The following is a 22,154-nucleotide window of genomic DNA, read 5'->3' on the forward strand; positions in this document are numbered from 1 at the left end:
TTCGACGCAAAGGGATACTTCAAATCCGGAACGGCTCACGACCGAGGGGCGACGCTCCCCATGGGCCGTGGCCGTTCCGCAGCTGGTTCCGGACGTTGCCGCGCAGGAGGTCGCGGCTGGTGTCCGGTCTTCTGTCAGGTCCGCCCGGTTCGGAACCTTGCCGGGAGGCGCTTTGGTGTGCCGCGTTCAGCGCGGACATGTGTCACGTTCAATGCACCGTGCCTGCGCCCGTCCGGGGGCCGACCGTCCCGGCCCGCAAGAACGCTTGCGGGGTGCAGAGGCTCTGGCCCTTCGGTCATCGAACGCGGTGCCGAGCGGTTGCCCGATCAGCAGCCGGTGCCGTGGACAACCACGCGCACCGTCTTCAGCAGGACGCGGAGGTCCGTGACGAAGGACAGGTCGCGCAGGTAGTCGGTGTCGAAACGGGCGCGCTCGGAAAAGCTCGACTCGTTGCGGACCGAGGTCTGCCAGAAACCGGTGATGCCGGGGCGCAGCGAGTAGTAGGCGGTGCCCGGGTAGATCTCGCGCTGGTTCAGCATCATCGGACGCGGACCGACCAGGGACATGTCGCCCACAAGCACGTTGAGGAGCTGCGGCAGCTCGTCGATCGAGGTCTTGCGGATGATCCGCCCGATCGCCGTGATCCGCGGGTCGCGGCGCAGCTTCTGGGTGAGATCCCATTCCATGCGCGCTTCGGGATTGGCGGCGAGGTAGGCGCTGAGCTGGGCGTCGGCGTCCGGCACCATGCTGCGCAGCTTCCACATGCGGAAGGTGCGGCCGTTCCGGCCGACCCGCTGCTGGCTGTAGAAGGGCCCGTGCCCGTCGAGCATGACGAGGCCGGCGAAGATCAGGGTGAGCAGGACGGCGGGCAGCGCGACCAGCAGGACCAGCGTAATGTCGAGCGCGCGTTTCAGCACGTCGCGGTACGGGGTGGCCCCAATGTTGCAGAAAAGCGTTTCGTCAATGAGCGCTTCGAATTTCGCCGTCGGCAACGGCTGACGAATATGCAGTGTCATGATGACCTCCTGTGCGTCGTGAAAGACGGGGAGGCACACCAGCAGTGATCCAGTTTTTCGGCATAGCTTCGCTGTCGCGCAGAATGCGCGTTACACAACACCGGGCCGTTTCAGGCGACGGTCAGATTACCGATAACATTTCAAGGCAGATCGCAGCAGACGTACCTCAATACTCCCAAAGTGGAAGCACCAACCCCCAAGTGCCGTGGAAAGTGGAACTGGGCAGAAGTATGTCAGAACCACGCGACAAGGCTCTTATGCCCCCGGGCTAAAATCCGGTCAACAAACGCTTTTTCATACACTTTCTGGTTGATCTGGCTTGTTGGGAAGCGCCCGAAAACACCCGAAATTTCGCATGATTTCGTCTACACGATTAGGTTGCGTGGTATCCTAACGAGTATCATCGAAGTGGTATTTTTTGGGCCTTACGTCGCAAAAGGATAGGTCAAATTTCACGGACGAATATGACGCGATTGCGCGTCATCATTTGACAATAATCCGGTCAATATATGCAGTTTTGCGATACTGTCATTCTGCTTTGCGGCGTGGAGGCAGGATGGATCGGGAAATCGTTTCCCGTTTGGAAACCTGCCCCTGGGTAAAAGCCGGTCTGGGGGCCTGAAACGTGCCGATCGCACACAGTTGACCGAACACCCGTAACGCGCGCGTGATCGAGGCGTGTAAAACAATTCCCGGGAGAGCACTTTTGATCACGGAATGTTACAGAGGCCCGAAATGCGTGAGAATCGGTGCCCGAATCGCACCCGATCTCCGCCGCATTTCCGCCCAAATCTGCCCTTCGGCTGCCTTTTTCCCAGTTCCGCAGGGGCCAATTGTGGCAAGCCTCCGCCGGGGGCCGAGTTGAAAGACCTGTGGCCTGCGGATATGTCGTCCCAGACAGTTTCCACCGCGAGGGGCGCGCTGACATGGCCAATCACCTGCACCACGGCGATCTGCCCGACGACCTCGACCTCGGGCCGGTGGTGGCGATCGACTGCGAGACGATGGGCCTGCACCCCCACCGCGACCGGCTGTGTGTCGTGCAGCTCTCGGCGGGGGACGGGAATGCGCACCTCGTGCAGGTGGCGCGCGGCCAGACCGAGGCGCCCAACCTTGCCCGGCTGCTTGCGGACCCGGACGTGCTGAAGCTGTTCCATTTCGGGCGGTTCGACATCGCCGCCATGTACAATGCCTTCGGGGCGCTCGCCGCGCCGGTCTACTGCACAAAGATCGCCAGCCGGCTGGTGCGGACCTACACCGACCGCCACGGGCTGAAGTCGCTGACCCAGGAACTTCTGGGCGTCGACATCTCCAAACAGCAGCAGTCGTCGGACTGGGGTGCCGAGACGCTGACCGACGCGCAGAAGGACTATGCCGCCTCGGACGTTCTGCACCTCCACCGGCTGCGCACCGTGCTGGACGCGATGCTGGAGCGCGAGGGCCGGACGGAGATCGCGCAGGCCTGTTTCGACTTCCTGCCGACGCGGGCAAAGCTGGATCTGGCGGGCTGGCCCGATACGGACATCTTTGCCCATGTCTGAATCCGCATCTTCGCGAAGGTCTGACCGCCAGGCGCCAATGCCCCGTGCCGCGTCCGCCGTCTGGCGCCGCCGCAGCGCGGGGGCCTGAGCCATGGCCCGGGCGAGCGGGGGCTATTCCCGCCTGATCGCGTGGCTCAAGATCCTCCTGCCGATCGCCGCGCTGGCGATGCTGTCGACGATCTTCCTTCTGGCCTCCGACCGGGAGGTGCTGGAGAACGTGCCCTTCGCCGAGGCGCTGCGGCAGGGCGAGACCGCCACCGAAGGGGTGTCCGACCCCTATTACTCCGGCACCACACGCGACGGCGGCCTGCTGACCATGACGGCGCGCCGGGCCTGGCCGCTGGAGGATGGCGACATCCTGGCCGACCGGTACTCTGCCCGTATGCAGATGGAGGACGGGTCGGTCATCCAGCTCGACTCCAGCAAGGCGACGATGCGGGAGGGCGAACGGAAGGCCTACCTCGACGATGGCGTTCGCATTGAAAGCTCGCTGGGCTATGTGCTCACGACGAACGCGATGGTCAGTGCGCTCGACTCCGTGAATGCCGAAAGCCTCGGCCCGGTGGAGGGCAACGGACCGGCGGAAGAGCTGGAGGCGGGCCGCATGGTCATCGCCCCGGCGGACGAGGATGGCGCGGTGCAAATCCACTTCACCGGCGGCGTGAAGATGATATACCGGCCCGCAGACAAGGAAGTTGACGAATGACCAAGGCATTTTTCGCGGCGATCTGCATGGCCCTGATCCCGGCCATGACGCTGGCGCAGTCGCAGGTGTCTTTCGGCGGGGGCGGTCAGGACACCAGTGCACCGGTCGAGGTCACGGCGGATTCCCTGTCGGTGAACCAGTCGGACGGCACGGCGCTTTATACCGGCAACGTGGTGATCGTTCAGGGCGAAATGCGTCTTGCCGCGCCGCGCGTGCTGGTGATCTATTCCGAAGAGCGGTCCGAGATCACCCGGATGGAGGCGACCGGCGGCGTCATCGTGGTGCGCGGCGAGGAAGCCGCCGAAGGCGAGCGCGCCGACTACAACATAGATGACGGCCAGATCGTCATGTCCGGCAACGTGCTGGTGACGCAGGGCGACAGCGCGATGACCTCCGAACGGATGGTGGTCAACCTCGAGGACGGCACGGCGCAGATGTCCGGCCGCGTGAAGACCGTGTTGCAGCAGGGCAGCCAGGACGGGGGCCAGTAACGCGGATGTCCCGACCTGACTTGCGACTGACCGAAGGCGACAGCGGCCTGCGTGTGAGCCACCTGCGCAAAGCCTACCGGAAGCGCGTGGTGATCCGCGACGTGACCATGCGGCTGGACCGGGGCGAGGTGGTCGCCCTTCTGGGCCCGAACGGGTCGGGGAAGACCACGTCCTTCTACGCCATCGCGGGGCTGGTGAACCCCGACGCGGGCGAAGTGCTGATCGACGGGCACGACGCCACCTACCTGCCGATGTACCGCCGCGCCCGGCTGGGCATCGGCTACCTGCCGCAGGAAATGTCGATCTTCCGGGGGCTGAGCGTCGAGGACAATATCGGCGCGGTGCTGGATATCTCGGAACCCGACACGCACAAGCGGCGCGAGCGGCTGGAGGAGCTGCTGGGGGAGTTTTCCATCGAGCACCTGCGCCGCGCGCCTGCGCTGGCGCTGTCGGGCGGCGAGCGCCGCAGGGTGGAGATCGCCCGCTGCCTTGCCGCCGATCCGAAGTACCTGCTTCTGGACGAACCCTTCGCCGGGGTGGACCCGATCAGCGTGGGCGACATCCGGCATCTGGTCGCGGACCTGAAGACGCGCGGCCTTGGCGTGCTGATCACCGACCACAACGTGCGCGAGACGCTGGAACTGGTCGACCGGGCCTACATCCTGCACGACGGGCAGGTGCTGATGTCGGGGACCCCGGAAGAGGTGGTGCAGAACGAGAACGTGCGCCGCGTCTACCTGGGCGACAATTTCCGCCTTGTGTGACCCTGTGGCGTGCCGCGGCGCAGCATCCTTTGCCCCGTGCACGAAAAATTCGCAAATCCGTCGTATGAGCGTCGGCGGACGCCCGGATTTGAACCACTCTGTCACTCCGGTTTGCATTGACACACGAGGGGCTTTCCACCTCAAATGGCAACATGGTGCTCTGTATTGCGGCATGTCAGATCTTCCGACTCCCGGCTTTCCGGGTCGGTCGCGCGCTGACCGCATGCGGGCGCCTTTCCTGAACCGGCACCTTTCCGGCCGGGGGTATGGCGCCCCCGGAGGAAGTGTCTGGTGATAAGAGAGAAGGACGGATCATGCGTTACCAGATCACGGGCAAACAAATCGACATTGGCGAAGCTTTGCAGACCCACGTTCAGACCGAGCTTGGCTCGGTGCTGGAGAAGTATTCCCAGCGCCCGACCGACGCGACCGTGATTTTTTCCAAGGCGGCCCATGAGTACGTGTGCGAGGCCGTCGTCCACCTTTCGAGCGGGCTGAATGCCGCTGCGAAGGGCCATGCCACTGAAATCTATGCAGCTTTCGACGCCTGCACCGAGAAGATGGATAAGCAGCTGAGGCGCTACAAACGGCGTCTGAAGGACCACCACAAGGACCGTACGGAACCTGTTGAATTTCTCGGGGCCTCTTCGTATATCCTCGCGCACGATGGCGCAGACGACGCTGCCGAACCCGAAACGCTTCAGCCGATCATCGTGGCGGAGATGGAGACCAAGATTCCCTCCCTGTCCGTCGGTGAAGCCGTGATGCAGATGGAACTGGCCGGCGCCCCGGTGCTGGTGTTCCGGAACGAAAAGAAAGACGGAGTGAATGTCGTCTACCGGCGCGACGATGGCAACATCGGCTGGATCGATCCATGATCCGTATCCCGTGTTGACCGGTAACCGATTTTCTCCAGAGGCTGGATGATGAAGTTTAGCAATCTGCTGAAACCGGATGCCGTGAAGGTCATGGGCTCCTGTTCGTCGAAGAAGCGGCTGATGCACGACATCGCCGATCTCGCCGAAAGCGCCCATGGCCTGCATGCCCAGCGGGTCGTCGAAGCCCTGATGGAACGGGAATCGCTGGGGCCGACGGGTGTCGGCCACGGCGTCGCCCTGCCGCACGCGCGGGTGTCGGGCCTCGACGAGGTGCTGGGTGTGTTCATGCTGCTGGAACGGCCGATCGACTTCGACGCCGTCGACCGGCAGCCGGTGGATCTGGTGTTCTCGCTCTTCGCGCCCGAAGAGGCGGGGGTCGAACACCTGAAGGCGCTGGCGCTGGTGTCACGCACATTGCGGGACGCGGGGCTTTGCACGAAACTGCGCGCCAATCCCGACCCGGCCACGCTTTTCACGATCCTGACGGAGTTCGAGACGGTCAAGGCCGCCTGAGCCCGCGACTGCCGGCAGGACGGGACTCTGGCTTCGCCATTCGCCCGCCCGCCGGCCCTTCAACCCGAATGACCCATCGGCCCAAGCTGCCTGATCGGCGGCCCGTGGAAACGTGGAATTCAGGTATTTGGACCAAGATGAAGGAGCACCCGTCTTGCCCTTCATCTTGGCGGAAATACCTCGGGGAGCGCGAGGGGCGGAGCCCCTCGTACCGCTGGCGCCGAAGGCGTCAGCCCCAGGTATCGAAGCCGAACATCAGGTAGTCGCGCTGGTAGGCGTCCTGGGCGAGGGCTTCGATCTCCTCGTCGTAGATCTGGGCGAGGCCGAAGGGGGCCTTGTTCGGAACGGATTCGGGGTCCGGCGGGGCGGGGTGGCCGACCTGCATGGCGAGCGCGGGCAAGTAGTCGGCAGCTTCGGTTTCGCGGATGATCATGTCGGGCAGGGTGAAGTCGCCCATGCCCTGGATGGATTGCGCCTGTGTCGCCCAGTGGCCGTCGACGCGGACGGCGGTCTGGCCGGAGAGGTTGGCCTTCACCCAGCGCAGCCAGGCGGTGAAGGCTTCGCGGTGGGCGTTCACGTCGTAGTCCGCGCCGGGTTCGCCTTCGGGGATCGGCAGGGCGTGCACACGGCGGAGCGTCTGGCGGATGCCCTTGAAGCTGCCCTTGCCGGTGGAGAGGACTTTCGAACAGAAGGCCTCGTGCGCGCGGGCGAGCGGGTGGCGGATCACGGTGAAGCTGCGGTGGCCGGGGCGTTCGCGTTTCCAGGCGCGCAGGCCGCCCTGGGTGAAGTCGCCAGTGAGCTGTCCGGGGTACACGTCGTCGAGTGCCGCCATCCAGTCCGTCACCATGGTTTCCGGGCCCGAGCGGATCGGCATGTAGAGGAGCGGCGTCCTGGCGCAGGCGAGGTAGCCGGGCACGACCGGGCCGCGGCGCGGTTCGAAGTTGGGCGTCCGCGTCAGGTTGAAGCTGTCCTGCCGGGAGAGCGCCTTCTGCATCTCGTCGAAGTTCTCGACCTTTTCGGACAGCGGTTCGGGGTTCTGCCGTTTCAGCGCGGTGTTCAGGCTGTCGAGCTGCGCATTGCAGCCGAGCCAGCGCGCCAGCCCGTTCATCACTGCCACGTCCTGCAGGTCCTCGTAGGCGACGTAGAAGGCCGTCTGCGCCGTGGTCTGCAGGGCGTTCAGGAGTTTCACCTGGAAGGCCTGCAGCCCGTTCACATGCGCCTCGAACTCGCGCGCGTCGAAGCGGGCCTTCGCCTCCTTGCGCTTCTTAACGTTGGTCAGTTTCCACTGGCCGGTGGTGCGGGCGATCTTCCACGACACATAGCTGTCGACCGGGTTCCGGGTCAGCACGATCTTGGCGATCTTCGGGTCGGTCAGCAGGGTGTCGAGGATGCGCGGGTCGTGGTCGTGGAAGTAGCGGAAGCCGCCCAGCCCGCCCGGTGTCGCCATGCGGATCTGGGTCAGAAGGCATTCCGGGTCGCGGTCGCGTTCCGACTGCACGATGCCCAGCACGTCCGTGGCGTTGGGATAGCCGATGAAATGCGGGTTGAACGCCTCGCCGAAGCAGGACAGCCCGTCGAAGGCGTTGAGGTTGGCTTCGAGGAAATTCGAGCCGGTGCGCATTTCGGCAAAGACGACGAAGCAATCGAACTTGGGCATGGATTATTTCTTTACGAGGTAGGGTTTGCGCGTGGTGCCCCGGGTGTTGCGCGGGGCGGGGTCGACGGGGAAGTCGCCCATCAGGTAGGGGTGCATGCCCTGGTTCTTGAGGTTCTGCAGGAACTGGCCGAAGCCGGTCAGGTCTTCGAGCCTCGGCGCTTCGGCCAGTCGGCGCAGGGATTTCTGGCCGATCTCGTCGATGATGACCTGCAGCGGTTCCATCGGGCTTTCGATGAATTCGGCCATGGACCAGATGCGGATGCGGGCCTTCACGTCCGGGCTGCGCAGGGTGTCGAGCATCCGGCTTTCGACCTTCTGGAGGCGCGCGGCCTCCGCCCGGATGTCGGCGAAGTTGGCGTTGGACTTGAAGAGCGGCACCGCCCAGGCGCCGGAGATCACCGAGATCTGGGCGTTGGGGTCGCGCGACATCGGCCAGAGGATCTGCGGGTTGTCGCGGGGGCCGTACTGGAAACACTGGCGTTCGCCGCGGGTGTTCCAGATCAGGTTGGTCAGGAAGGCGCGGGGGTTGGCGTCGCGCAGCCTGGCATTGTCGGAGAGGGCGCCGTTGATGAGCGTCTGGCCGCCGGTGAACTCTGCCCGTTCGGGGGCGTAGAGGTGGCCGTGCACCTGCGCGCCGGTGGCACGCGCCAGCCATTGCTCGAAGTCGATGAACAGCTCGGAAAAGCCCTGGAAGACGGAGTACTTGCCCGCGGTCACGCCGTTTTCCCAGCCGTAGTTCGGGAAGCGCGACTGCATGTAGAGGCCGGGGCGCCCGCGGGTCCTGCGGTCCACCGCCTTGGCGAAGATGCGGTCGATCTTGCCCGGGTTGGGTTCCTGCCGAGACATGGCGCGGTTGGGGTCGGTGAGGAAGGCGTCGTAAAGCCGGTCGGCGTGCGGCCAGATCTTGCGCGCCACGAAGCAGTCGGAGCGGCGCAGCAGTTGCAGGTGGTCGTCGTAGAAGATGTGCGGCTTGCCCTGGAAGTCGAATTTCGACAGCGTGAGCGAGCGGCTTTCGATCTGCGTGGAATAGACCCGCGCGAGTGTCTGGAAGTAGCTCTCGTCCGGGATCCAGACGTGTTTGAAGTAGGCGTCGTAGCGCCGCCGCTCCGGATCGCCGAGGATGGCCGACAGCGTCTGCCGCGTGAGGCACCACCACTGAGAGCCCATGTGCGGGATGATGCCGTTGGGGATGTGGCGCTTGTAGCCGGTCATGCGCTGCAGTTCGACGAAGCTGTCGAAGAGCATCCGGTTCTTGCGCCAGGAGAAGGGGAAATGCAGCGTGAAGCGTTCGTGGTCGAGCCCGCCCACCGTCCAGGGCACGTCTGCGGTCGTGGCGCTTTCGATGAAGTCGGTGCGGGGGCGTTCGGCGAGGTAGCTGGTCAGCTCCTCCACCGGGCGCAGCGGCAGGCAGGAGCCGGAGGCGAGGTAGACGTGGCGCACCTCCTCGAAGCTTTTCAGCATCAGTTCGGACGCGTCCTGCGAGGCGGCGACCAGGCCCCAGGTGCCCCATTCGCAGCGGTGGCGTTTCGAGAAGAGGATGCCCGGCGTCTGCGACAGTCGTTCGCGGAAGGCGTTGTAAGCGGCGCGGGGGACGGCGCTGTCGACGTGGATGACCACCGGGCAGCCGCCCTTGGCCCAGTGCAGTGCCACCTGTTCGGCCCGGTCGAAGGCAGTGTGGACCAGCATCACGATGCCGACGCTCATGCCCAGTTCCCCTTGGACATGATGCCGAGGATCTCGAGCTGGCGCCAGTTGATGTACTTCTCCGACCACTTGCACCAGAGGTCGGGGTTCTCCTTCACCCCTTCGGCGTAGGCGATGTATTCGCGGGAGGCGCCGTAGTGCTGACGGCGCTCAAGCTCTTCCTCGGCCTTCTTCGAGAAGGTGTCGAGGAACTTGGTGTGCAGCAGCACGCCCGACGCCTTTTCGCCGCCCCATTCGTCGTAGATCAGGTTCAGCCCGCGCGGCAGCAGGTTGTGGGTGGAGGACATGTAGGCGTACTTGCGGTCCCAGCGGACCAGCGGGATCTTGTTGAGGGCGGGCGCGGCCTCCGGCATCTCGGTGAAGAACATGCGGGCGCGTGGGCCGCCCTGGATCCAGAGGTTGCCGAACTGCGGGTTCTTGGAGATCGTGTAGTTGCCGGCGTCGAACCAGTTCGCGATCTCCAGCGGGTCCTGCCCGGCGCTGTAGGGATAGAGGTCGATCCGCCCCTTGGGATACATGTCGAGCAGCATCGCCGAGAACGACTTGATCGACGAGGCATCGAGCCAGTCGGTGAGGGCGCGCAGGGGCCGGGTGTCGCAGAACGGGTATAGCAGAAGCTCGTCGGGATCGACGGTCAGGCACCAGTGGTCGTGCCCGTACTTCATCAAGAGCCAGTTCATCCAGTCCACGCCGAAGCGCGACCGCTTGTAGCTGGCGCGGGTGGTCCAGACCGACACGTCCGGCTGGCGGCGCAGGTAGTCGAGCGAGCCGTCGTCGCTGTCGTTGTCCACGAACAGGAAGTGGTTCACCCCCATCTCGCGGTAATACTGGAGGAAGTACGGCAGGCGCACGCCCTCGTTCCGCTGGGTGGAGAACAGAAGCAGGTCGGAGGGGCGGATGTCGGCGGTGCGGTCGGCGACGGGCCTCAGGTCGCGGCGTTTGCGGAACGCGCGAATACGGCAGCGTCGCCTCCGCAGCCGCAGCTTGTATGACTGCCAAGCACCCAACGTCTCTTGCCCTTCTCATCGGCCGGCGTCCCGGTCGAATGCCTCTGCTCCGGCTATCAGAGGTGCGTTAAGACTGCCTTGAAATGGTCGTCCCACGTCGGGGGCACCATGGGGGGCTGCGTCGCAACGCCTGCCTTGTGGTCTTGTGCCAGCTTCCTGATCGCCTCGATCCATAGATAACTGTCATTGACGTTCGCGTAAACGGGATAATCTCCCAGCACTTCGCGGAAGATAGGGAGGTCGTTGCAGATCACCGGCACGCCCATCGCAGCGGCCTCCAGCGGCGGCAGGCCGTAGCCTTCGGTGAAGGACGGGAAGAGCATCCCGGCAGAGCCCTTGACAAGCGAGAAGACCTCCGCATCGCCGAGGTTGTTGTACTCGAACACGCGGGGCGGCTTCTGGTCGAGGCGGGCAAAGACGTCCTCGCTCATCCAGCCGCGCCGTCCGATGATGACGAGATCGGCGTCGGGGATACGGTCCCAGATGTCCAGCAGCAGCCTGTGGTTCTTGCGGATCTCGATGGTGGAGAGGATCACGAAATAGGGGTTCTCGCCCGGCGGCGGGGCGGGTTTCACGTCGTGCACGGGCACGTCGATGCCCAGGTGCGCCGCAATGGTACGCGGCTTTCGCGGGGCGGCCCACCGCAGCACATCGTCCTCCGTCACCTTGGAATTGCACAGGATCACGTCGGAAGAACCGACCATGCGTTCGAAGAACTCGGTAAAACGTTTGGAGTTGTGTTCCTCGCAGAATTGCGGCCAGTCGAGCGGGATGGTGTCGTGCACCATGGCCGCCGTCTGCGGCTGGATCGTACGGATCGCGTGCAGGAAGCGGCGGGTGACCATCGTCAGGCCGACATTGAAGAAATAAGTGCCCTTGGGCAGGTGCCGGCCCAGCATCTTTGCCAGCCGGGTTGAGCGGCAGCGAGCCAGTGCAACCCGCCGCATGTCCGACTCCGCTGCCGCGCGGCTTTCCTTGTACTGACGGCGAAAACGCGACAGCCAGTCCGGGCGTCCCCAGCGGTCGTCGCGCACCCTGTCCCGCAGGTCGGCCATGCCGGCGCGGTCCAGAAGCAGGTAACCTACGGACGTCCGCACGATGCCGAAACACGGCACGGACGTGTCCTTCACGAAATAGTCGAGGTAGGCGTACTCGACGCGGTCGACGCCGGTCATCCGCCTGCCCGCCCGCTTGACCAGACGCGTCACCTCAAGGAGACGCGTCTGGTTCGCGATTTCATTTTTCATAGTGCCCATTCCTGTGCCACCGCCACGCATCCGCGATCATCTGCGGCATTGTGGAGCGATGTGCAACCCAGCCCAGTTCGTCCTGTGCGCGGACAGAGCCGGAGACCAGCTTTGTCGCGTCACCCGCCCTGCGGGGGCCGTCGGAAGAGGGGACCTCGGCGTTGGTCACGGTGCCCGCGGCGGTGATGACCTCGCGCACGGAAAAGCCCTTGCCGGTGCCAAGGTTGAACACCCGGCTGCCCTTGCCGTCCTTGAGCCACTTCAGCCCCAGCACATGCGCATCCACGAGGTCGCACACGTGCACATAGTCGCGGATGCAGGTGCCGTCCGGGGTGTCGTAGTCGGTGCCGTTCACCGTCAGCGCCGGGCGCTGGCCGTCGACGGCCTCGAGCATGACGGGGATCAGGTGGGTTTCAGGGCGGTGGTGTTCGCCGATCTCGCCCTCAGGATCGCCGCCCGCCACGTTGAAGTAGCGGAAGATGACGTGGCGCAGGCCGTACGCGGCGCCGAAGTCGCGCAGGATGTCCTCTACCGCGCGTTTCGACGCGCCGTAGGCGTTCAGCGGCTCCTGCGGGGTGCTTTCGTCGAGCACGACATTGTCGTGTTCGCCGTAGGTCGCGCAGGTGGAGGAGAACACGAAGTCGAGGCAGCCGGCGGCCACTGCCGCCTCGATCAGGGTCAGCGAACCGCAGACGTTGTTGCGCCAGTACATGCCGGGCTTGGCCATGGCCTCACCGACCTGGCTGAGCGCCGCGAAGTGCATGACGGCGGCGGGTTCGTACTTGCGAAACACCTCGTCCAGCCGGGCGCGGTCCATCAGGTCACCCTGTTCGAAGGGGCCGAACTTCACCGCGTCCTGCCAGCCGGTGACAAGATTGTCATATGTCACCGGCGTAAAGCCTGCAGCCTTCAGCGCCTTGCAGGCATGGCTGCCGATGTACCCGGCTCCGCCGGTAACCAGAACGTTCGTCACTGTCTTATTCGGCGGCCTTGCGGGTGGACATCAGTTCCTGGAGATAGCCTTCCAGCTCTTCGCGGAGGTCGTCGCGGGCAAGGCCGAAGGCGACGGTCGCCTGGAGGAAGCCCGCCTTGGAGCCGCAGTCGAAGCGCTGGCCGCGGAAGCGGAAGCCGTAGACGCCGCCGTCCTCCTTGCCGATCTCCTGAGCGATGGCGTCGGTGAGCTGGATCTCTCCGCCGGCGCCGGTCTGCTTCGCGTTCAGGTTCTTGAAGATCTGCGGCGACAGGATGTAGCGGCCGATGACGGCCAGGTTGGACGGTGCGTCCTTCGGTTCCGGCTTTTCGACCATCCCCTTCACCTTGACCATGGAACCCATGTCTTCCTCGACGTCGAGCACGCCGTAGGCCTTGGTCTTTTCCTGCGGGACTTCCATCGCCGCGACCATGTTGCCGCCGGTTTCCTCGTAGGCCTCGACCATCTGCTGGAGGCAGGGCTTTTCGGAGGCGATGACGTCGTCGGGCAGCATGACCGCGAAGGGTTCGTTGCCGACCAGCTTGCGCGCGCACCAGATCGCGTGGCCGAGGCCGAGCGCCTTGTGCTGGCGGATATAGGCGATCTCGCCGGAGTCCATGTTGGTGGACTTCAGGATGCTCAGCAGCTCGTCCTTGCCCTTCCTCTTCAGCTCCTGTTCGAGCTGCGGGGCATGGTCGAAGTAGTCCTCGAGCGCGCCCTTGCCGCGCGAGGTGACGAAGATGAATTCCTTGATGCCTGCTGCACGCGCCTCATCGATGGCGTACTGGACCAGCGGACGGTCCACGAGCGTCATGATCTCCTTCGGCACGGACTTCGTCGCGGGCAGGAAGCGGGTTCCGAGGCCTGCAACCGGGAAAATTGCCTTGGTGACCTTTTTGGGCATCCGTATGCTCCTTTTTTGCTATCGGATGGTCATTTCGAAATCGGTGTCTTGAGGTTGACCGGACCTTCGCGTGCAACCAATGAAAACGCCAGTAGTTTGGTTCCAATTTATGGCACATTTAGTGGGGTGACGCCAATAAATGGGCACGTTAACCACGAACGTTTTGTGTCCGAAGCACTTCTGAGTCAACCCTGCGTTGAAAACTCCAGGCCTGCCAGATACGGCCTTTCCGGAGGCTTCGCCCGAACAGTCCGCCGGTCTGTTCCCAGACGCCGGACTCGGTAAAAGCCACGCGGTGATAGCGGCTTCCGGGGCTCATTATATAGAGTGAAACGATGGCCCCTTCGGCGGCTTTCGCGGCGGCGGTCCTGCGCAGAGACGCCGCCTGCCAGATGTGTCCGGACAGCCGGATGCGCGGCGCGCCGGGCCGTCCGGGATAGGGCAGGAAACCCTGCGCGGCGCGGGGGATTTCGGGGCAGCGGTCGAGGATGCGCTCCGCGCCTTCGCGTCCGCCGCGCCGGAGTCCGCGCATCAGGCGCCGGACGTCCAGCGGATCGAGCGGCCCGCGCTGCATGTAGCCCAGAAGCCGCGCGCGCTGGTCCCCGACGAAGCGGTCCCATGCGGTGGCGCGTGCCTCTTTCGGACAGTGCTTGCGGAGGAACGCCTGCTGCGAGGCGCCGATCTCCGTCAGGTCGCGCGGGGTCCGGTCGGGGGCGCGGCGGGCGCTTTCGGCAAAGCCGTGGTGCACCTGCGCGAGCGGAACGATGGCCGTCGCCAGCCCGCGCCGCGCCAGCCGCAGGTTCAGGTCGGTTTCGTCGAGGTAGAAGCGGAACGCGGGATCGAAGCCGCCCATCCGGGCCAGCACGTCCCGGCGCAGCGCCATGTTGGTGCCCTCGGTCTTGATCGCGCGGCCGGGGGTGGGGTGCAGCACGGTCGGCTGCGTGTCCGACACGTCGAGCGGCGTGGCCTGGCCGGTGGCATCGACGGTGCGTGCGGTCCACTGGAAGGTGATGCCGTTACGCCCGATCACGAAGCCCCCTGCGGCGGCGACCTCTGCGATGTCGAACGGCGCGGCGAGGTGGGTCAGCCAGAGCGGTTCGGGCACGGCGTCGTCGTCGATGAAGGCGACGATCTCGCCGGCGGCGCGGGAAATCCCGAGATTGCGGGCCGCCGAGATGTTGGGTTCGTCGTAGGGGACCTGCTTGATCAGGTCCGCATCCGCCCGCTGCGCGAGCGCCGCCAGCCCGGCAGGGCAGGCGACGACGATGACCTCGAAACCCGGATAGTCGAGTTGCGAGATGCCGGTCAGGCAGCGCATGAGGGCAGCGGGCCGGTGCCTGCTGACCACCACGATGCTGACCGGCAAGGCCATGGTCAGCCCTTCTTCAGGTCGACCCCGGGTGCGAAGGCGATGAAGAACGGGTTGGCGAAGCCGTCCTTGCCGTAGGACAGCGCGGAGTGGTCGTCGAAGCGCACGACCTTGCCGCCCGCACCCGCAAGCACGGCGTGCCCGGCGGCGGTGTCCCATTCCATCGTGCGGCCGAGGCGCGGATAAAGGTCGGCCTCGCCGGTGGCGACAAGGCAGAACTTCAGCGAGGAACCGGCGGAGGTCATGTCCTTGACGTTGTACTGCGCGATGTAGTCGTCGGTGGCCTGATCACGGTGCGATTTCGAGGCGACGACCATCAGCGAGTCGTTGTTCGGCTCGGTCACGCGGATCGGCTTTGTCTCGCCCGGGGTGGCGGGGTCGAAAGGGCCCATTTCCTCGACCGAGTGGCCGACGGAATTGGTGTAGAACATGCGGCCCTTGGCAGGGGCATAGACGACGCCGCGCGTGGGCACGCCTTCCTCGACCAGCGCGATGTTCACGGTGAAGTCGCCGCGGCGCTTGATGAACTCCTTGGTGCCGTCGAGCGGATCGACGATCAGGAAGGTCATGGCGGAGGTGTCATGCGAGGCGGCCTGCTCCTCGGTCACGAGCGCCACGTCGGGGAAGACCTCGCGCAGCCCGGCAGAGATCAGGGCGTCTGCGGCCTCGTCGGCCTCCGTCACGGGGGAGGCGTCCGACTTCGTCTTCACCTCGAAATCGGGGGAGTCGTAGATTTCCATGATCTTGTCGCCCGCTTCGAGGGCGAGGCGGCGCATGACGGTCATCAGTTCCGAATAATTCATGGAAAGCTCCTTTGGCGCCCCGGTCCCGCGTCCGGCGGCGATTTATTGATTTGCAACGCTACTGGCCTTATGCTGCCGTTTACAAAGAACGGCAAGGATGCCGCACGATATGGCAGAGCAGAGCGCTGCAGAATGCACGCGCATCACGGAGCAGGCCTATGTTTCAATCAACAACGCGACCGAAGTCCAGTCTGGGCTCGGCGTTGAACATCGCCGAACTGGTGTATCACAACTCGGTTCGCGCGGTGCGGAAGGCCCATGGCAACGCCTTCATGGCGATCTTCATGAACATGCTCCAGTCGATCATCTTCGTGCTGGCCTTCTACTTCATGTTCCAGATCATGGGGATGCGCAGCGCCGCGCTGCGGGGCGATTTCATGATCTACATCATGACGGGCGTCTTCCTCTACATGACGCACACCAAGACGATGGGCGCGGTCGCCGGATCCGAAGGGCCCGCCAGCCCGATGATGCAGCACGCGCCGATGAACACGGCCATCGCCATCGCCGCCGCCATGGTGTCGACGCTCTATATCCAGGTGCTGTCGCTGTTCGCGATCCTTTTCGTCTACGACGTGGCCTTCAACCCCTTCGTCATGCAGGAGATCTATGACCCGATCGGGTGTCTCGCGATGCTGTTGCTGTCGTGGTTCTCGGGCGCGGCGATCGGCATGGTGGTGCTGGCGGTCAAGCCGTGGTTCCCGACGCCGGTCAGCATCCTGTCGACGGTCTACCAGAGGGCCAACATGATCGCCTCGGGCAAGATGTTCGTGGCCAACACGCTGCCGGGATACATGCTGGTGATGTTCGACTGGAACCCGTTGTTCCACACCATCGATCAGTCGCGCGGCTATGCCTTCGTGAACTACGTCCCGCGCAATTCAAGCTGGGAATACGCGTTCTACCTGTCTATCGTCCTGGTGATGATCGGGCTGATGGGGGAGTTCTACACCCGCAAGCATGCCTCGGTTTCCTGGGGCGCGCGGCGCTGAGGACTGCTGCGCCCCGGCCTATGGGAGGGCAGGGACGATGCGCGGATTTCTGGCAATTCTGGTGACGCTCTGGACGGTGGTTTCGGCCGCGGCGCAGGACGGGTCGCTTCCGGCGCTGCACCGGGTGACCGGCGTGGCGGCGGACGACGTGCTGAACGTGCGCGCGGGGCCTGCGGCGGATACGGAGATCGTGGGCACGCTGGCGCCCGGTGCGACCGGGGTCGAGGTTGTCCGGACAGAGGGCGGCTGGGGCCTGGTGAACGCAGGTGAGCGGGCGGGCTGGGCTTCCCTTCGGTTCCTGGAGGCGGAGCCGGGTGGCACGCTGGCCGAGGCCGGCGTGCTTGGCTGCTTCGGGACGGAGCCGTTCTGGAACCTGCGGATCGCGCCGGGCGCGACGGCGGTCCTGACCTCGCCGGAGAACATGGAGGGCGACGGTTACGGTATCGGCGGGCTGAGCCGGATGCCTTCACCGCTGGAGAAATATCTGGTGGACGGCAGCGGGCCTGCGGGTGCGGTCACGGCGATCATCCAGCGCGCGGCCTGCAACGACGGCATGTCGGACCGGGCCTTCGGGCTGGATGTGTCCGTGGTGCTGTCCGGCGAGGGGCGGCGGGTGCTGTCGGGCTGCTGCACGCTGGGCGAGTGAGCCGCCACTTTACGGGCGCCCCGACTGGTGCCCCGGTGGGCACCAGCGGCCCACCCTCCAAACCGCGGCCCGTGTCCGTGCAACTCAGGTGACGACGCGCAGGGTCAGGTTCAGCCGTCCGCCGTCGGGGAACAGCGTGGAGGTGCCGGGGCGCAGGCGGTCGATGCCGTGGAACGCGCGGCGGGACGGGCCGGTGAGCAGCACGAGGTCGCCCGACGCCAGCCAGACGGAGCGCGTGGGATCGCGGCGGCTTTCCCCGCCCATGCGGAAAAGCGCGTCGTCGCCCAGCGAGACCGAAAGCACGGGGCAGTCGTAGTCCTGTTCGTCCACGTCCTGATGCAGCCCCATGCGCGCGTCTTCGGCGTACCAGTTGATCAGGCAGCATTCCGGCGGGCGCGGGCTTTTGGCGTAGGTGTTCCAGAGCGCCATGATGCTGTCGGGGATCGCGGGCCAGGCCGTGCCGTTGGGGTGGGTTTCCTCGTAGCGGTAGCCCTTCGTGTCACTGATCCAGCCGAACCGGCCGGCCGCGCTCATCCGCACAGACATTGGCCCGCGGCGGGTGCGCGGGCGGAAAAGCGGGGCCTGTTCCAGCACCTTGCGGACGTCGGCCACCACCCGTTCCTGGGCGGCGCGGTCGAGGGCCGCGGGGAAAATCTCGAAACCTTGGCGGGAAATACGCTCCATGCGTCACATCTGGCGCCTTGAAAACGATCTGCCAAGGATTTGTCGCGTAATGAACGTCCCGGAAGGCCCGAATCCACGCAAATTGGCCCCTCGCGGACGCTTGGCAAAGGTGGAGGGCCTCCTTATATACCCTCCGAACGCGCTGGCGGGGCCACCGCCCGCGTCAACCGATGCGGGGCGCGGATGCCGAAACGGGTCCATGGCCTCGCGGTATCGCCTGAACTTGAAAAAGGGATCGAAAACATGGGTAAGGTAATTGGCATCGACCTCGGGACCACCAACTCCTGCGTCGCCATCATGGATGGCAGCCAGGCCCGGGTGATCGAGAATGCCGAAGGCGCGCGCACGACGCCTTCGATCGTTGGTTTCACCGAAGACGAGCGGCTGGTTGGCCAGCCCGCGAAGCGTCAGGCGGTGACGAACCCGGAAAACACCGTCTTTGCCGTGAAGCGCCTGATCGGCCGTCGCACCACCGACGCCGAGGTGACGAAGGACAAGGACATCGTTCCGTACAAGATCGTCGACGGCGGCAACGGCGACGCATGGGTCGAGATTCGCGGCGAGAAATACTCGCCGTCGCAGATCTCTGCCTACACGCTGCAGAAGATGAAGGAGACCGCCGAGTCCTACCTTGGCGAGGAAGTCACGCAGGCGGTCATCACCGTTCCGGCGTACTTCAACGACGCCCAGCGTCAGGCCACGAAGGACGCAGGCAAGATTGCCGGTCTCGAAGTGCTGCGGATCATCAACGAGCCGACGGCAGCCGCACTGGCCTACGGTCTGGACAAGAAGGACGCCAAGACGATCGCGGTCTATGACCTCGGCGGCGGCACCTTCGACGTGACCATCCTCGAGATCGACGACGGCCTGTTCGAAGTGAAATCCACCAACGGCGACACGTTCCTCGGCGGTGAAGACTTCGACATGCGGATCGTCAACTACCTCGCGGACGAGTTCAAGAAGGAGCACTCCGTCGACCTCCGCAAGGACAAGATGGCGCTCCAGCGTCTGAAGGAAGCGGCCGAAAAGGCGAAGATCGAGCTTTCGAGCGCGACCCAGACCGAGATCAACCAGCCGTTCATCTCGATGGGCTCCGGCGGCACGCCGCTGCACCTCGTGATGAAGCTGACCCGTGCGAAGCTGGAAAGCCTCGTCGGCGATCTCATCAAGGCGTCGATCAAGCCCTGCCAGGCGGCCCTGAAGGACGCAGGCCTGACCACCTCCGACATCGACGAAGTCGTTCTGGTCGGCGGTCAGACCCGCATGCCGAAGGTCATCGAAGAGGTGACGAAGTTCTTCGGCAAGGAGCCGCACAAGGGTGTGAACCCGGACGAAGTCGTCGCGATGGGCGCCGCCATCCAGGCCGGTGTCCTGCAGGGTGACGTGAAGGACGTGGTCCTTCTGGACGTGACTCCGCTGTCGCTGGGCATCGAGACGCTGGGTGGCGTGTTCACCCGCCTGATCGACCGCAACACGACGATCCCGACGAAGAAGTCCCAGGTCTTCTCGACCGCCGAGGACAACCAGAACGCCGTGACGATCCGCGTGTTCCAGGGTGAACGCGAGATGGCTGCCGACAACAAGATGCTCGGCCAGTTCAACCTCGAGGACATCCCGCCGGCACCGCGCGGCATGCCGCAGATCGAAGTGACCTTTGACATCGACGCCAACGGCATCGTGTCGGTTGGGGCCAAGGACAAGGGCACCAACAAGGAACAGAAGATCACGATCCAGGCGTCTGGCGGTCTGTCGGACGACGACATCGAACGGATGGTCCGCGAAGCCGAGGAGAACGCCGAAGGCGACAAGGCCCGCAAGGAGCTTGTCGAGGCGAAGAACCAGGCGGAAAGCCTCATCCACTCGACCGAGAAGTCGATCGAGGAGCATGGCGACAAGGTCGATCCGTCGACCATCGAAGCCATCGAGCTGGCGGTTGCCGCGCTGAAGGACGACCTGGAGAAGAACGACGTCACGGCTGACAAGCTGAAGTCGGGCATCCAGAACGTGACCGAAGCGGCGATGCGTCTCGGCGAGGCGATCTACAAGGCGCAGGCCGAAGGCGGCAACGACGACGCGGACATGGGTGGCGACAGCCGCAACTCCGCGTCGGACGACGACAACATCGTCGATGCCGACTTCGAGGATCTGGACGACAACAAGCGGGCCTGAGGCACGCGCCCGGAAACTCAGAAGGGGCCGGTCCGGATGCCGGGCCGGCCCTTTCGTTCTGACCGAGGGTCAGATTGTTCGGGCCGAGAGGAGGACTTGAATGTCCAAGCGTGACTATTACGACGTGCTCGGGGTCAAAAAGGGCGCCTCTGCGGAAGAGCTGAAGAAGGCCTACCGGGCCAAGGCGAAGGAGCTGCACCCGGACCGCAACAAGGACAACCCTGACTGCGAAGCACTCTTCAAGGAAGTGAACGAAGCCTACGACGTCCTGAAGGACGCCGAGAAGAAGGCGGCTTATGACCGTTTCGGCCACGCGGCCTTTGATGGCGGCATGGGCGGCGGTCCGCGTCCCGGTGGCGGTGCCCACGGCAACGCGGATTTCGCCAGCGCCTTTTCGGACGTGTTCGACGATCTGTTCGGCGACTTCATGGGCGGCCGCCAGGGTGGACGGCAGCGTGCGGCGCGCGGCGCCGACCTGCGCTACAACCTGCGGATCAGCCTGGAAGATGCCTTCAACGGCATGGCCAAGACGATCAACGTGCCGACCTCCGTCCAGTGCGGTGTCTGCAATGGCACCGGCTCCGAGGGCGGATCGGAACCCACCACCTGTCCGACCTGTTCGGGCATGGGCAAGGTGCGCGCGACGCAAGGGTTCTTCACGGTCGAGCGGACCTGTCCGACCTGTTCGGGCATGGGGCAGATCGTCAAGAACCCCTGTGGCAAGTGCCACGGTGCGGGCCGTGTCCAGAAGGACCGGGCGCTGTCGGTCAACATCCCGGCCGGGGTGGAGACGGGCACGCGCATCCGGCTGGCCGGCGAAGGCGAGGCTGGGATGCGGGGTGGCCCTCCGGGCGACCTTTACATCTTCATCGAGGTGGAGCCGCACAAGATCTTCGAGCGTGAGGGCACGGAACTGCACTGTCGCGTTCCGGTGTCGATCACCGCGGCAGCACTTGGCGGCGACATCGAGGTGCCGACCATCGACGGCGGCCGTTCGCGCGTGAAGATCCCTGCCGGGTCGCAGTCCGGTCGGCAGATGCGCCTGCGCGGCAAGGGGATGCCTGCACTCCGGGGCGGTCTGGCCGGTGACATGTTCATCGAGCTTGCGGTGGAGACACCCGTCAACCTGACCGCGCGCCAGAAGGAACTGCTGAAGGAGTTCGACGAGCTGTCCGAGGACAACAACCCGGAAAGCTCCAGCTTCTTCAGTTCGGTCAAGAACTTCTGGGATTCGATGAAGGGGTGAGGCCCCGCGGGCTGCTCCGGCCATGCGGCCGGGGTCCTGTGACATCTTCGGGGCGGGGCGGATCATCCGTCCCGCCCTTTGTCTTGTGGGACGGTCTTGCCGGAAAATTGCCGACAGGAGAGACACTTGGAACGATTTCAACCGACCCGGGGTTCACCCTAGAGTCATTTACCGAGTCATTGGGGAGCGGCGCACAGGATGTTCGACTGGATCACGAGCCTTATCGACGGCATGGGAGCGTTCGGCGTCGCCCTGCTGATGTTCCTCGAGAACGTCTTCCCCCCGATCCCCTCGGAACTGATCATGCCGCTGGCCGGCTTCAACGCCGCGCGGGGCGACATGTCGTTGTGGCTGGTGATCGTGTCCGGCAGCATCGGGTCGCTTGCGGGGGCGTACCTCTGGTACTGGATGGCGCGCAAGATCGGTTTCGACCGGGTGTGCAGCCTGTCGCACAAGCACGGCCGCTGGCTGTCGATCTCTCCGGACGAGCTGGACCGCGCGAACGGCTGGTTCGACCGGCACAAGGGCAGCGCCGTGCTGATCGGGCGCCTGATCCCGACCGTGCGGACGCTGATCTCGGTTCCCGCCGGGGTGCGCCGGATGCACCGGGGCAAGTTCCTGGCCTACAGCGCGGTCGGCACCTTCGCATGGACCACGGCGCTGACGATGGCGGGGTACTGGCTGGAAAGCGGTTACGACGTCGTGTCGGCATGGCTCGACCCGGTGTCGACGGCTGTCGTCGTCGGGCTGGTGGCGATCTACGTCTGGCGCGTGGCCACCTACAACCGCCGCAATCCGCAGGAAGCCTCCGGCAAGGCCGAGGAAACGAGTTAACCACTTGTTCACG

21 protein-coding genes are annotated in these 22,154 nt (G+C 64.9%); 11 read left to right on the top strand and 10 right to left on the bottom strand.

What is annotated here, in order from left to right; genetic code table 11:
- Positions 1–326: 326 nt before the first annotated feature.
- Complete coding sequence (locus QNI11_RS22365; RefSeq protein WP_100928864.1) at positions 327–1,016, bottom strand: sugar transferase; 690 nt, start codon at positions 1,014–1,016, stop codon at positions 327–329.
- 926 nt (positions 1,017–1,942) lie between these two features.
- Here QNI11_RS22365 and QNI11_RS22370 point away from each other — a divergent pair.
- The 6 genes from QNI11_RS22370 to QNI11_RS22395 all read left to right on the top strand — a co-directional run bounded on the left by QNI11_RS22370 (position 1,943) and on the right by QNI11_RS22395 (position 5,909).
- Positions 1,943–2,557, top strand: a complete 615-nt coding sequence (locus QNI11_RS22370; RefSeq protein ID WP_283981854.1) for a ribonuclease D — start codon at positions 1,943–1,945, stop codon at positions 2,555–2,557.
- Positions 2,558–2,648: 91 nt separating this feature from the next.
- Entirely contained in the window at positions 2,649–3,263 is a 615-nt protein-coding gene (locus QNI11_RS22375; RefSeq protein ID WP_100928866.1) for a hypothetical protein, read from the top strand.
- Entirely contained in the window at positions 3,260–3,754 is a 495-nt protein-coding gene (gene lptA, locus QNI11_RS22380; protein WP_283981855.1) for a lipopolysaccharide transport periplasmic protein LptA, read from the top strand. Before QNI11_RS22375 ends, lptA begins: the two co-directional genes overlap by 4 nt.
- Positions 3,755–3,759: 5 nt before the next feature.
- On the top strand, positions 3,760–4,518 hold the full coding sequence (gene lptB, locus QNI11_RS22385; protein ID WP_283981856.1) for an LPS export ABC transporter ATP-binding protein: 759 nt from the start codon (positions 3,760–3,762) through the stop codon (positions 4,516–4,518).
- Between the two features lie 314 nt (positions 4,519–4,832).
- Positions 4,833–5,396, top strand: coding sequence for a ribosome hibernation-promoting factor, HPF/YfiA family (hpf, locus tag QNI11_RS22390; protein ID WP_100928869.1), 564 nt, complete (start codon positions 4,833–4,835; stop codon positions 5,394–5,396).
- Positions 5,397–5,444: 48 nt separating this feature from the next.
- Positions 5,445–5,909 carry a PTS sugar transporter subunit IIA gene (locus QNI11_RS22395; protein WP_100930931.1) on the top strand — a complete coding sequence of 155 codons (465 nt, stop codon included), beginning with the start codon at positions 5,445–5,447 and terminating at the stop codon, positions 5,907–5,909.
- A gap of 229 nt (positions 5,910–6,138) precedes the next feature.
- Here QNI11_RS22395 and QNI11_RS22400 read toward each other — a convergent pair whose 3' ends face one another.
- The 8 genes from QNI11_RS22400 to cysQ form a co-directional block, all read right to left on the bottom strand.
- The gene (locus QNI11_RS22400) at positions 6,139–7,566 is read right to left on the bottom strand and encodes a nodulation protein NodH (protein ID WP_283981858.1); all 1,428 of its coding nucleotides are present in this window, start codon (positions 7,564–7,566) and stop codon (positions 6,139–6,141) included.
- Positions 7,567–7,569: 3 nt separating this feature from the next.
- Positions 7,570–9,270, bottom strand: a complete 1,701-nt coding sequence (locus tag QNI11_RS22405; RefSeq protein ID WP_283981860.1) for a beta-1,6-N-acetylglucosaminyltransferase — start codon at positions 9,268–9,270, stop codon at positions 7,570–7,572.
- Positions 9,267–10,277, bottom strand: coding sequence for a glycosyltransferase family 2 protein (locus QNI11_RS22410; RefSeq protein ID WP_100928872.1), 1,011 nt, complete (start codon positions 10,275–10,277; stop codon positions 9,267–9,269). The genes QNI11_RS22405 and QNI11_RS22410 overlap by 4 nt, the downstream gene beginning before the upstream one ends.
- A 56-nt stretch (positions 10,278–10,333) precedes the next feature.
- Entirely contained in the window at positions 10,334–11,524 is a 1,191-nt protein-coding gene (locus QNI11_RS22415; protein ID WP_283981863.1) for a glycosyltransferase family 1 protein, read from the bottom strand.
- Positions 11,514–12,497 carry a UDP-glucose 4-epimerase GalE gene (gene galE, locus QNI11_RS22420; protein WP_283981865.1) on the bottom strand — a complete coding sequence of 328 codons (984 nt, stop codon included), beginning with the start codon at positions 12,495–12,497 and terminating at the stop codon, positions 11,514–11,516. The genes QNI11_RS22415 and galE overlap by 11 nt, the downstream gene beginning before the upstream one ends.
- Positions 12,498–12,501: 4 nt before the next feature.
- Positions 12,502–13,398, bottom strand: coding sequence for a UTP--glucose-1-phosphate uridylyltransferase GalU (gene galU, locus QNI11_RS22425; protein ID WP_100928875.1), 897 nt, complete (start codon positions 13,396–13,398; stop codon positions 12,502–12,504).
- A gap of 148 nt (positions 13,399–13,546) precedes the next feature.
- Positions 13,547–14,770 (bottom strand): glycosyltransferase family 2 protein, encoded by a 1,224-nt coding sequence (locus QNI11_RS22430; protein ID WP_283981866.1) that lies wholly within the window; start codon positions 14,768–14,770, stop codon positions 13,547–13,549.
- Between the two features lie 2 nt (positions 14,771–14,772).
- On the bottom strand, positions 14,773–15,570 hold the full coding sequence (gene cysQ, locus QNI11_RS22435) for a 3'(2'),5'-bisphosphate nucleotidase CysQ (RefSeq protein ID WP_283981867.1): 798 nt from the start codon (positions 15,568–15,570) through the stop codon (positions 14,773–14,775).
- A 158-nt stretch (positions 15,571–15,728) separates the two neighbouring features.
- Between cysQ and QNI11_RS22440 the strand changes: the two genes are divergently transcribed.
- Entirely contained in the window at positions 15,729–16,562 is an 834-nt protein-coding gene (locus tag QNI11_RS22440) for an ABC transporter permease (protein WP_100928878.1), read from the top strand.
- Positions 16,563–16,599: 37 nt separating this feature from the next.
- Positions 16,600–17,208 (top strand): COG3650 family protein, encoded by a 609-nt coding sequence (locus QNI11_RS22445; RefSeq protein WP_283981868.1) that lies wholly within the window; start codon positions 16,600–16,602, stop codon positions 17,206–17,208.
- A gap of 84 nt (positions 17,209–17,292) precedes the next feature.
- Here QNI11_RS22445 and QNI11_RS22450 read toward each other — a convergent pair whose 3' ends face one another.
- The gene (locus tag QNI11_RS22450; protein WP_100928880.1) at positions 17,293–17,892 is read right to left on the bottom strand and encodes an alpha-ketoglutarate-dependent dioxygenase AlkB; all 600 of its coding nucleotides are present in this window, start codon (positions 17,890–17,892) and stop codon (positions 17,293–17,295) included.
- Positions 17,893–18,135: 243 nt separating this feature from the next.
- Between QNI11_RS22450 and dnaK the strand changes: the two genes are divergently transcribed.
- The 3 genes from dnaK (at position 18,136) to QNI11_RS22465 (ending at position 22,141) form a co-directional block, all read left to right on the top strand.
- Positions 18,136–20,061: a molecular chaperone DnaK gene (dnaK, locus tag QNI11_RS22455; protein ID WP_100928881.1), complete on the top strand. Its 1,926-nt coding sequence runs from the start codon at positions 18,136–18,138 to the stop codon at positions 20,059–20,061.
- Positions 20,062–20,161: 100 nt separating this feature from the next.
- Entirely contained in the window at positions 20,162–21,307 is a 1,146-nt protein-coding gene (dnaJ, locus tag QNI11_RS22460) for a molecular chaperone DnaJ (protein WP_100928882.1), read from the top strand.
- Positions 21,308–21,505: 198 nt separating this feature from the next.
- Positions 21,506–22,141 carry a DedA family protein gene (locus tag QNI11_RS22465; RefSeq protein WP_283981869.1) on the top strand — a complete coding sequence of 212 codons (636 nt, stop codon included), beginning with the start codon at positions 21,506–21,508 and terminating at the stop codon, positions 22,139–22,141.
- Positions 22,142–22,154 lie beyond the last annotated feature (13 nt).

Origin of the sequence: Sagittula sp. MA-2, from assembly GCF_030126985.1 — a bacterium.
GTDB lineage: Bacteria > Pseudomonadota > Alphaproteobacteria > Rhodobacterales > Rhodobacteraceae > Sagittula.

Excerpts from the sequence above, each read along its gene's own strand:
- QNI11_RS22400 (WP_283981858.1), bottom strand. The coding sequence starts at position 7,566 with ATGCCCAAGTTCGATTGCTTCGTCGTCTTTGCCGAAATGCGCACCGGC.
- dnaK (WP_100928881.1), top strand. The coding sequence starts at position 18,136 with ATGGGTAAGGTAATTGGCATCGACCTCGGGACCACCAACTCCTGCGTC.
- QNI11_RS22405 (WP_283981860.1), bottom strand. The coding sequence starts at position 9,270 with ATGAGCGTCGGCATCGTGATGCTGGTCCACACTGCCTTCGACCGGGCC.
- cysQ (WP_283981867.1), bottom strand. The coding sequence starts at position 15,570 with ATGAATTATTCGGAACTGATGACCGTCATGCGCCGCCTCGCCCTCGAA.
- QNI11_RS22465 (WP_283981869.1), top strand. The coding sequence starts at position 21,506 with ATGTTCGACTGGATCACGAGCCTTATCGACGGCATGGGAGCGTTCGGC.
- lptB (WP_283981856.1), top strand. The coding sequence starts at position 3,760 with ATGTCCCGACCTGACTTGCGACTGACCGAAGGCGACAGCGGCCTGCGT.
- galU (WP_100928875.1), bottom strand. The coding sequence starts at position 13,398 with ATGCCCAAAAAGGTCACCAAGGCAATTTTCCCGGTTGCAGGCCTCGGA.
- QNI11_RS22370 (WP_283981854.1), top strand. The coding sequence starts at position 1,943 with ATGGCCAATCACCTGCACCACGGCGATCTGCCCGACGACCTCGACCTC.
- QNI11_RS22375 (WP_100928866.1), top strand. The coding sequence starts at position 2,649 with ATGGCCCGGGCGAGCGGGGGCTATTCCCGCCTGATCGCGTGGCTCAAG.
- QNI11_RS22445 (WP_283981868.1), top strand. The coding sequence starts at position 16,600 with ATGCGCGGATTTCTGGCAATTCTGGTGACGCTCTGGACGGTGGTTTCG.
- dnaJ (WP_100928882.1), top strand. The coding sequence starts at position 20,162 with ATGTCCAAGCGTGACTATTACGACGTGCTCGGGGTCAAAAAGGGCGCC.
- QNI11_RS22365 (WP_100928864.1), bottom strand. The coding sequence starts at position 1,016 with ATGACACTGCATATTCGTCAGCCGTTGCCGACGGCGAAATTCGAAGCG.
- QNI11_RS22440 (WP_100928878.1), top strand. The coding sequence starts at position 15,729 with ATGTTTCAATCAACAACGCGACCGAAGTCCAGTCTGGGCTCGGCGTTG.
- QNI11_RS22395 (WP_100930931.1), top strand. The coding sequence starts at position 5,445 with ATGAAGTTTAGCAATCTGCTGAAACCGGATGCCGTGAAGGTCATGGGC.
- QNI11_RS22450 (WP_100928880.1), bottom strand. The coding sequence starts at position 17,892 with ATGGAGCGTATTTCCCGCCAAGGTTTCGAGATTTTCCCCGCGGCCCTC.
- QNI11_RS22415 (WP_283981863.1), bottom strand. The coding sequence starts at position 11,524 with ATGAAAAATGAAATCGCGAACCAGACGCGTCTCCTTGAGGTGACGCGT.
- hpf (WP_100928869.1), top strand. The coding sequence starts at position 4,833 with ATGCGTTACCAGATCACGGGCAAACAAATCGACATTGGCGAAGCTTTG.
- lptA (WP_283981855.1), top strand. The coding sequence starts at position 3,260 with ATGACCAAGGCATTTTTCGCGGCGATCTGCATGGCCCTGATCCCGGCC.
- QNI11_RS22430 (WP_283981866.1), bottom strand. The coding sequence starts at position 14,770 with ATGGCCTTGCCGGTCAGCATCGTGGTGGTCAGCAGGCACCGGCCCGCT.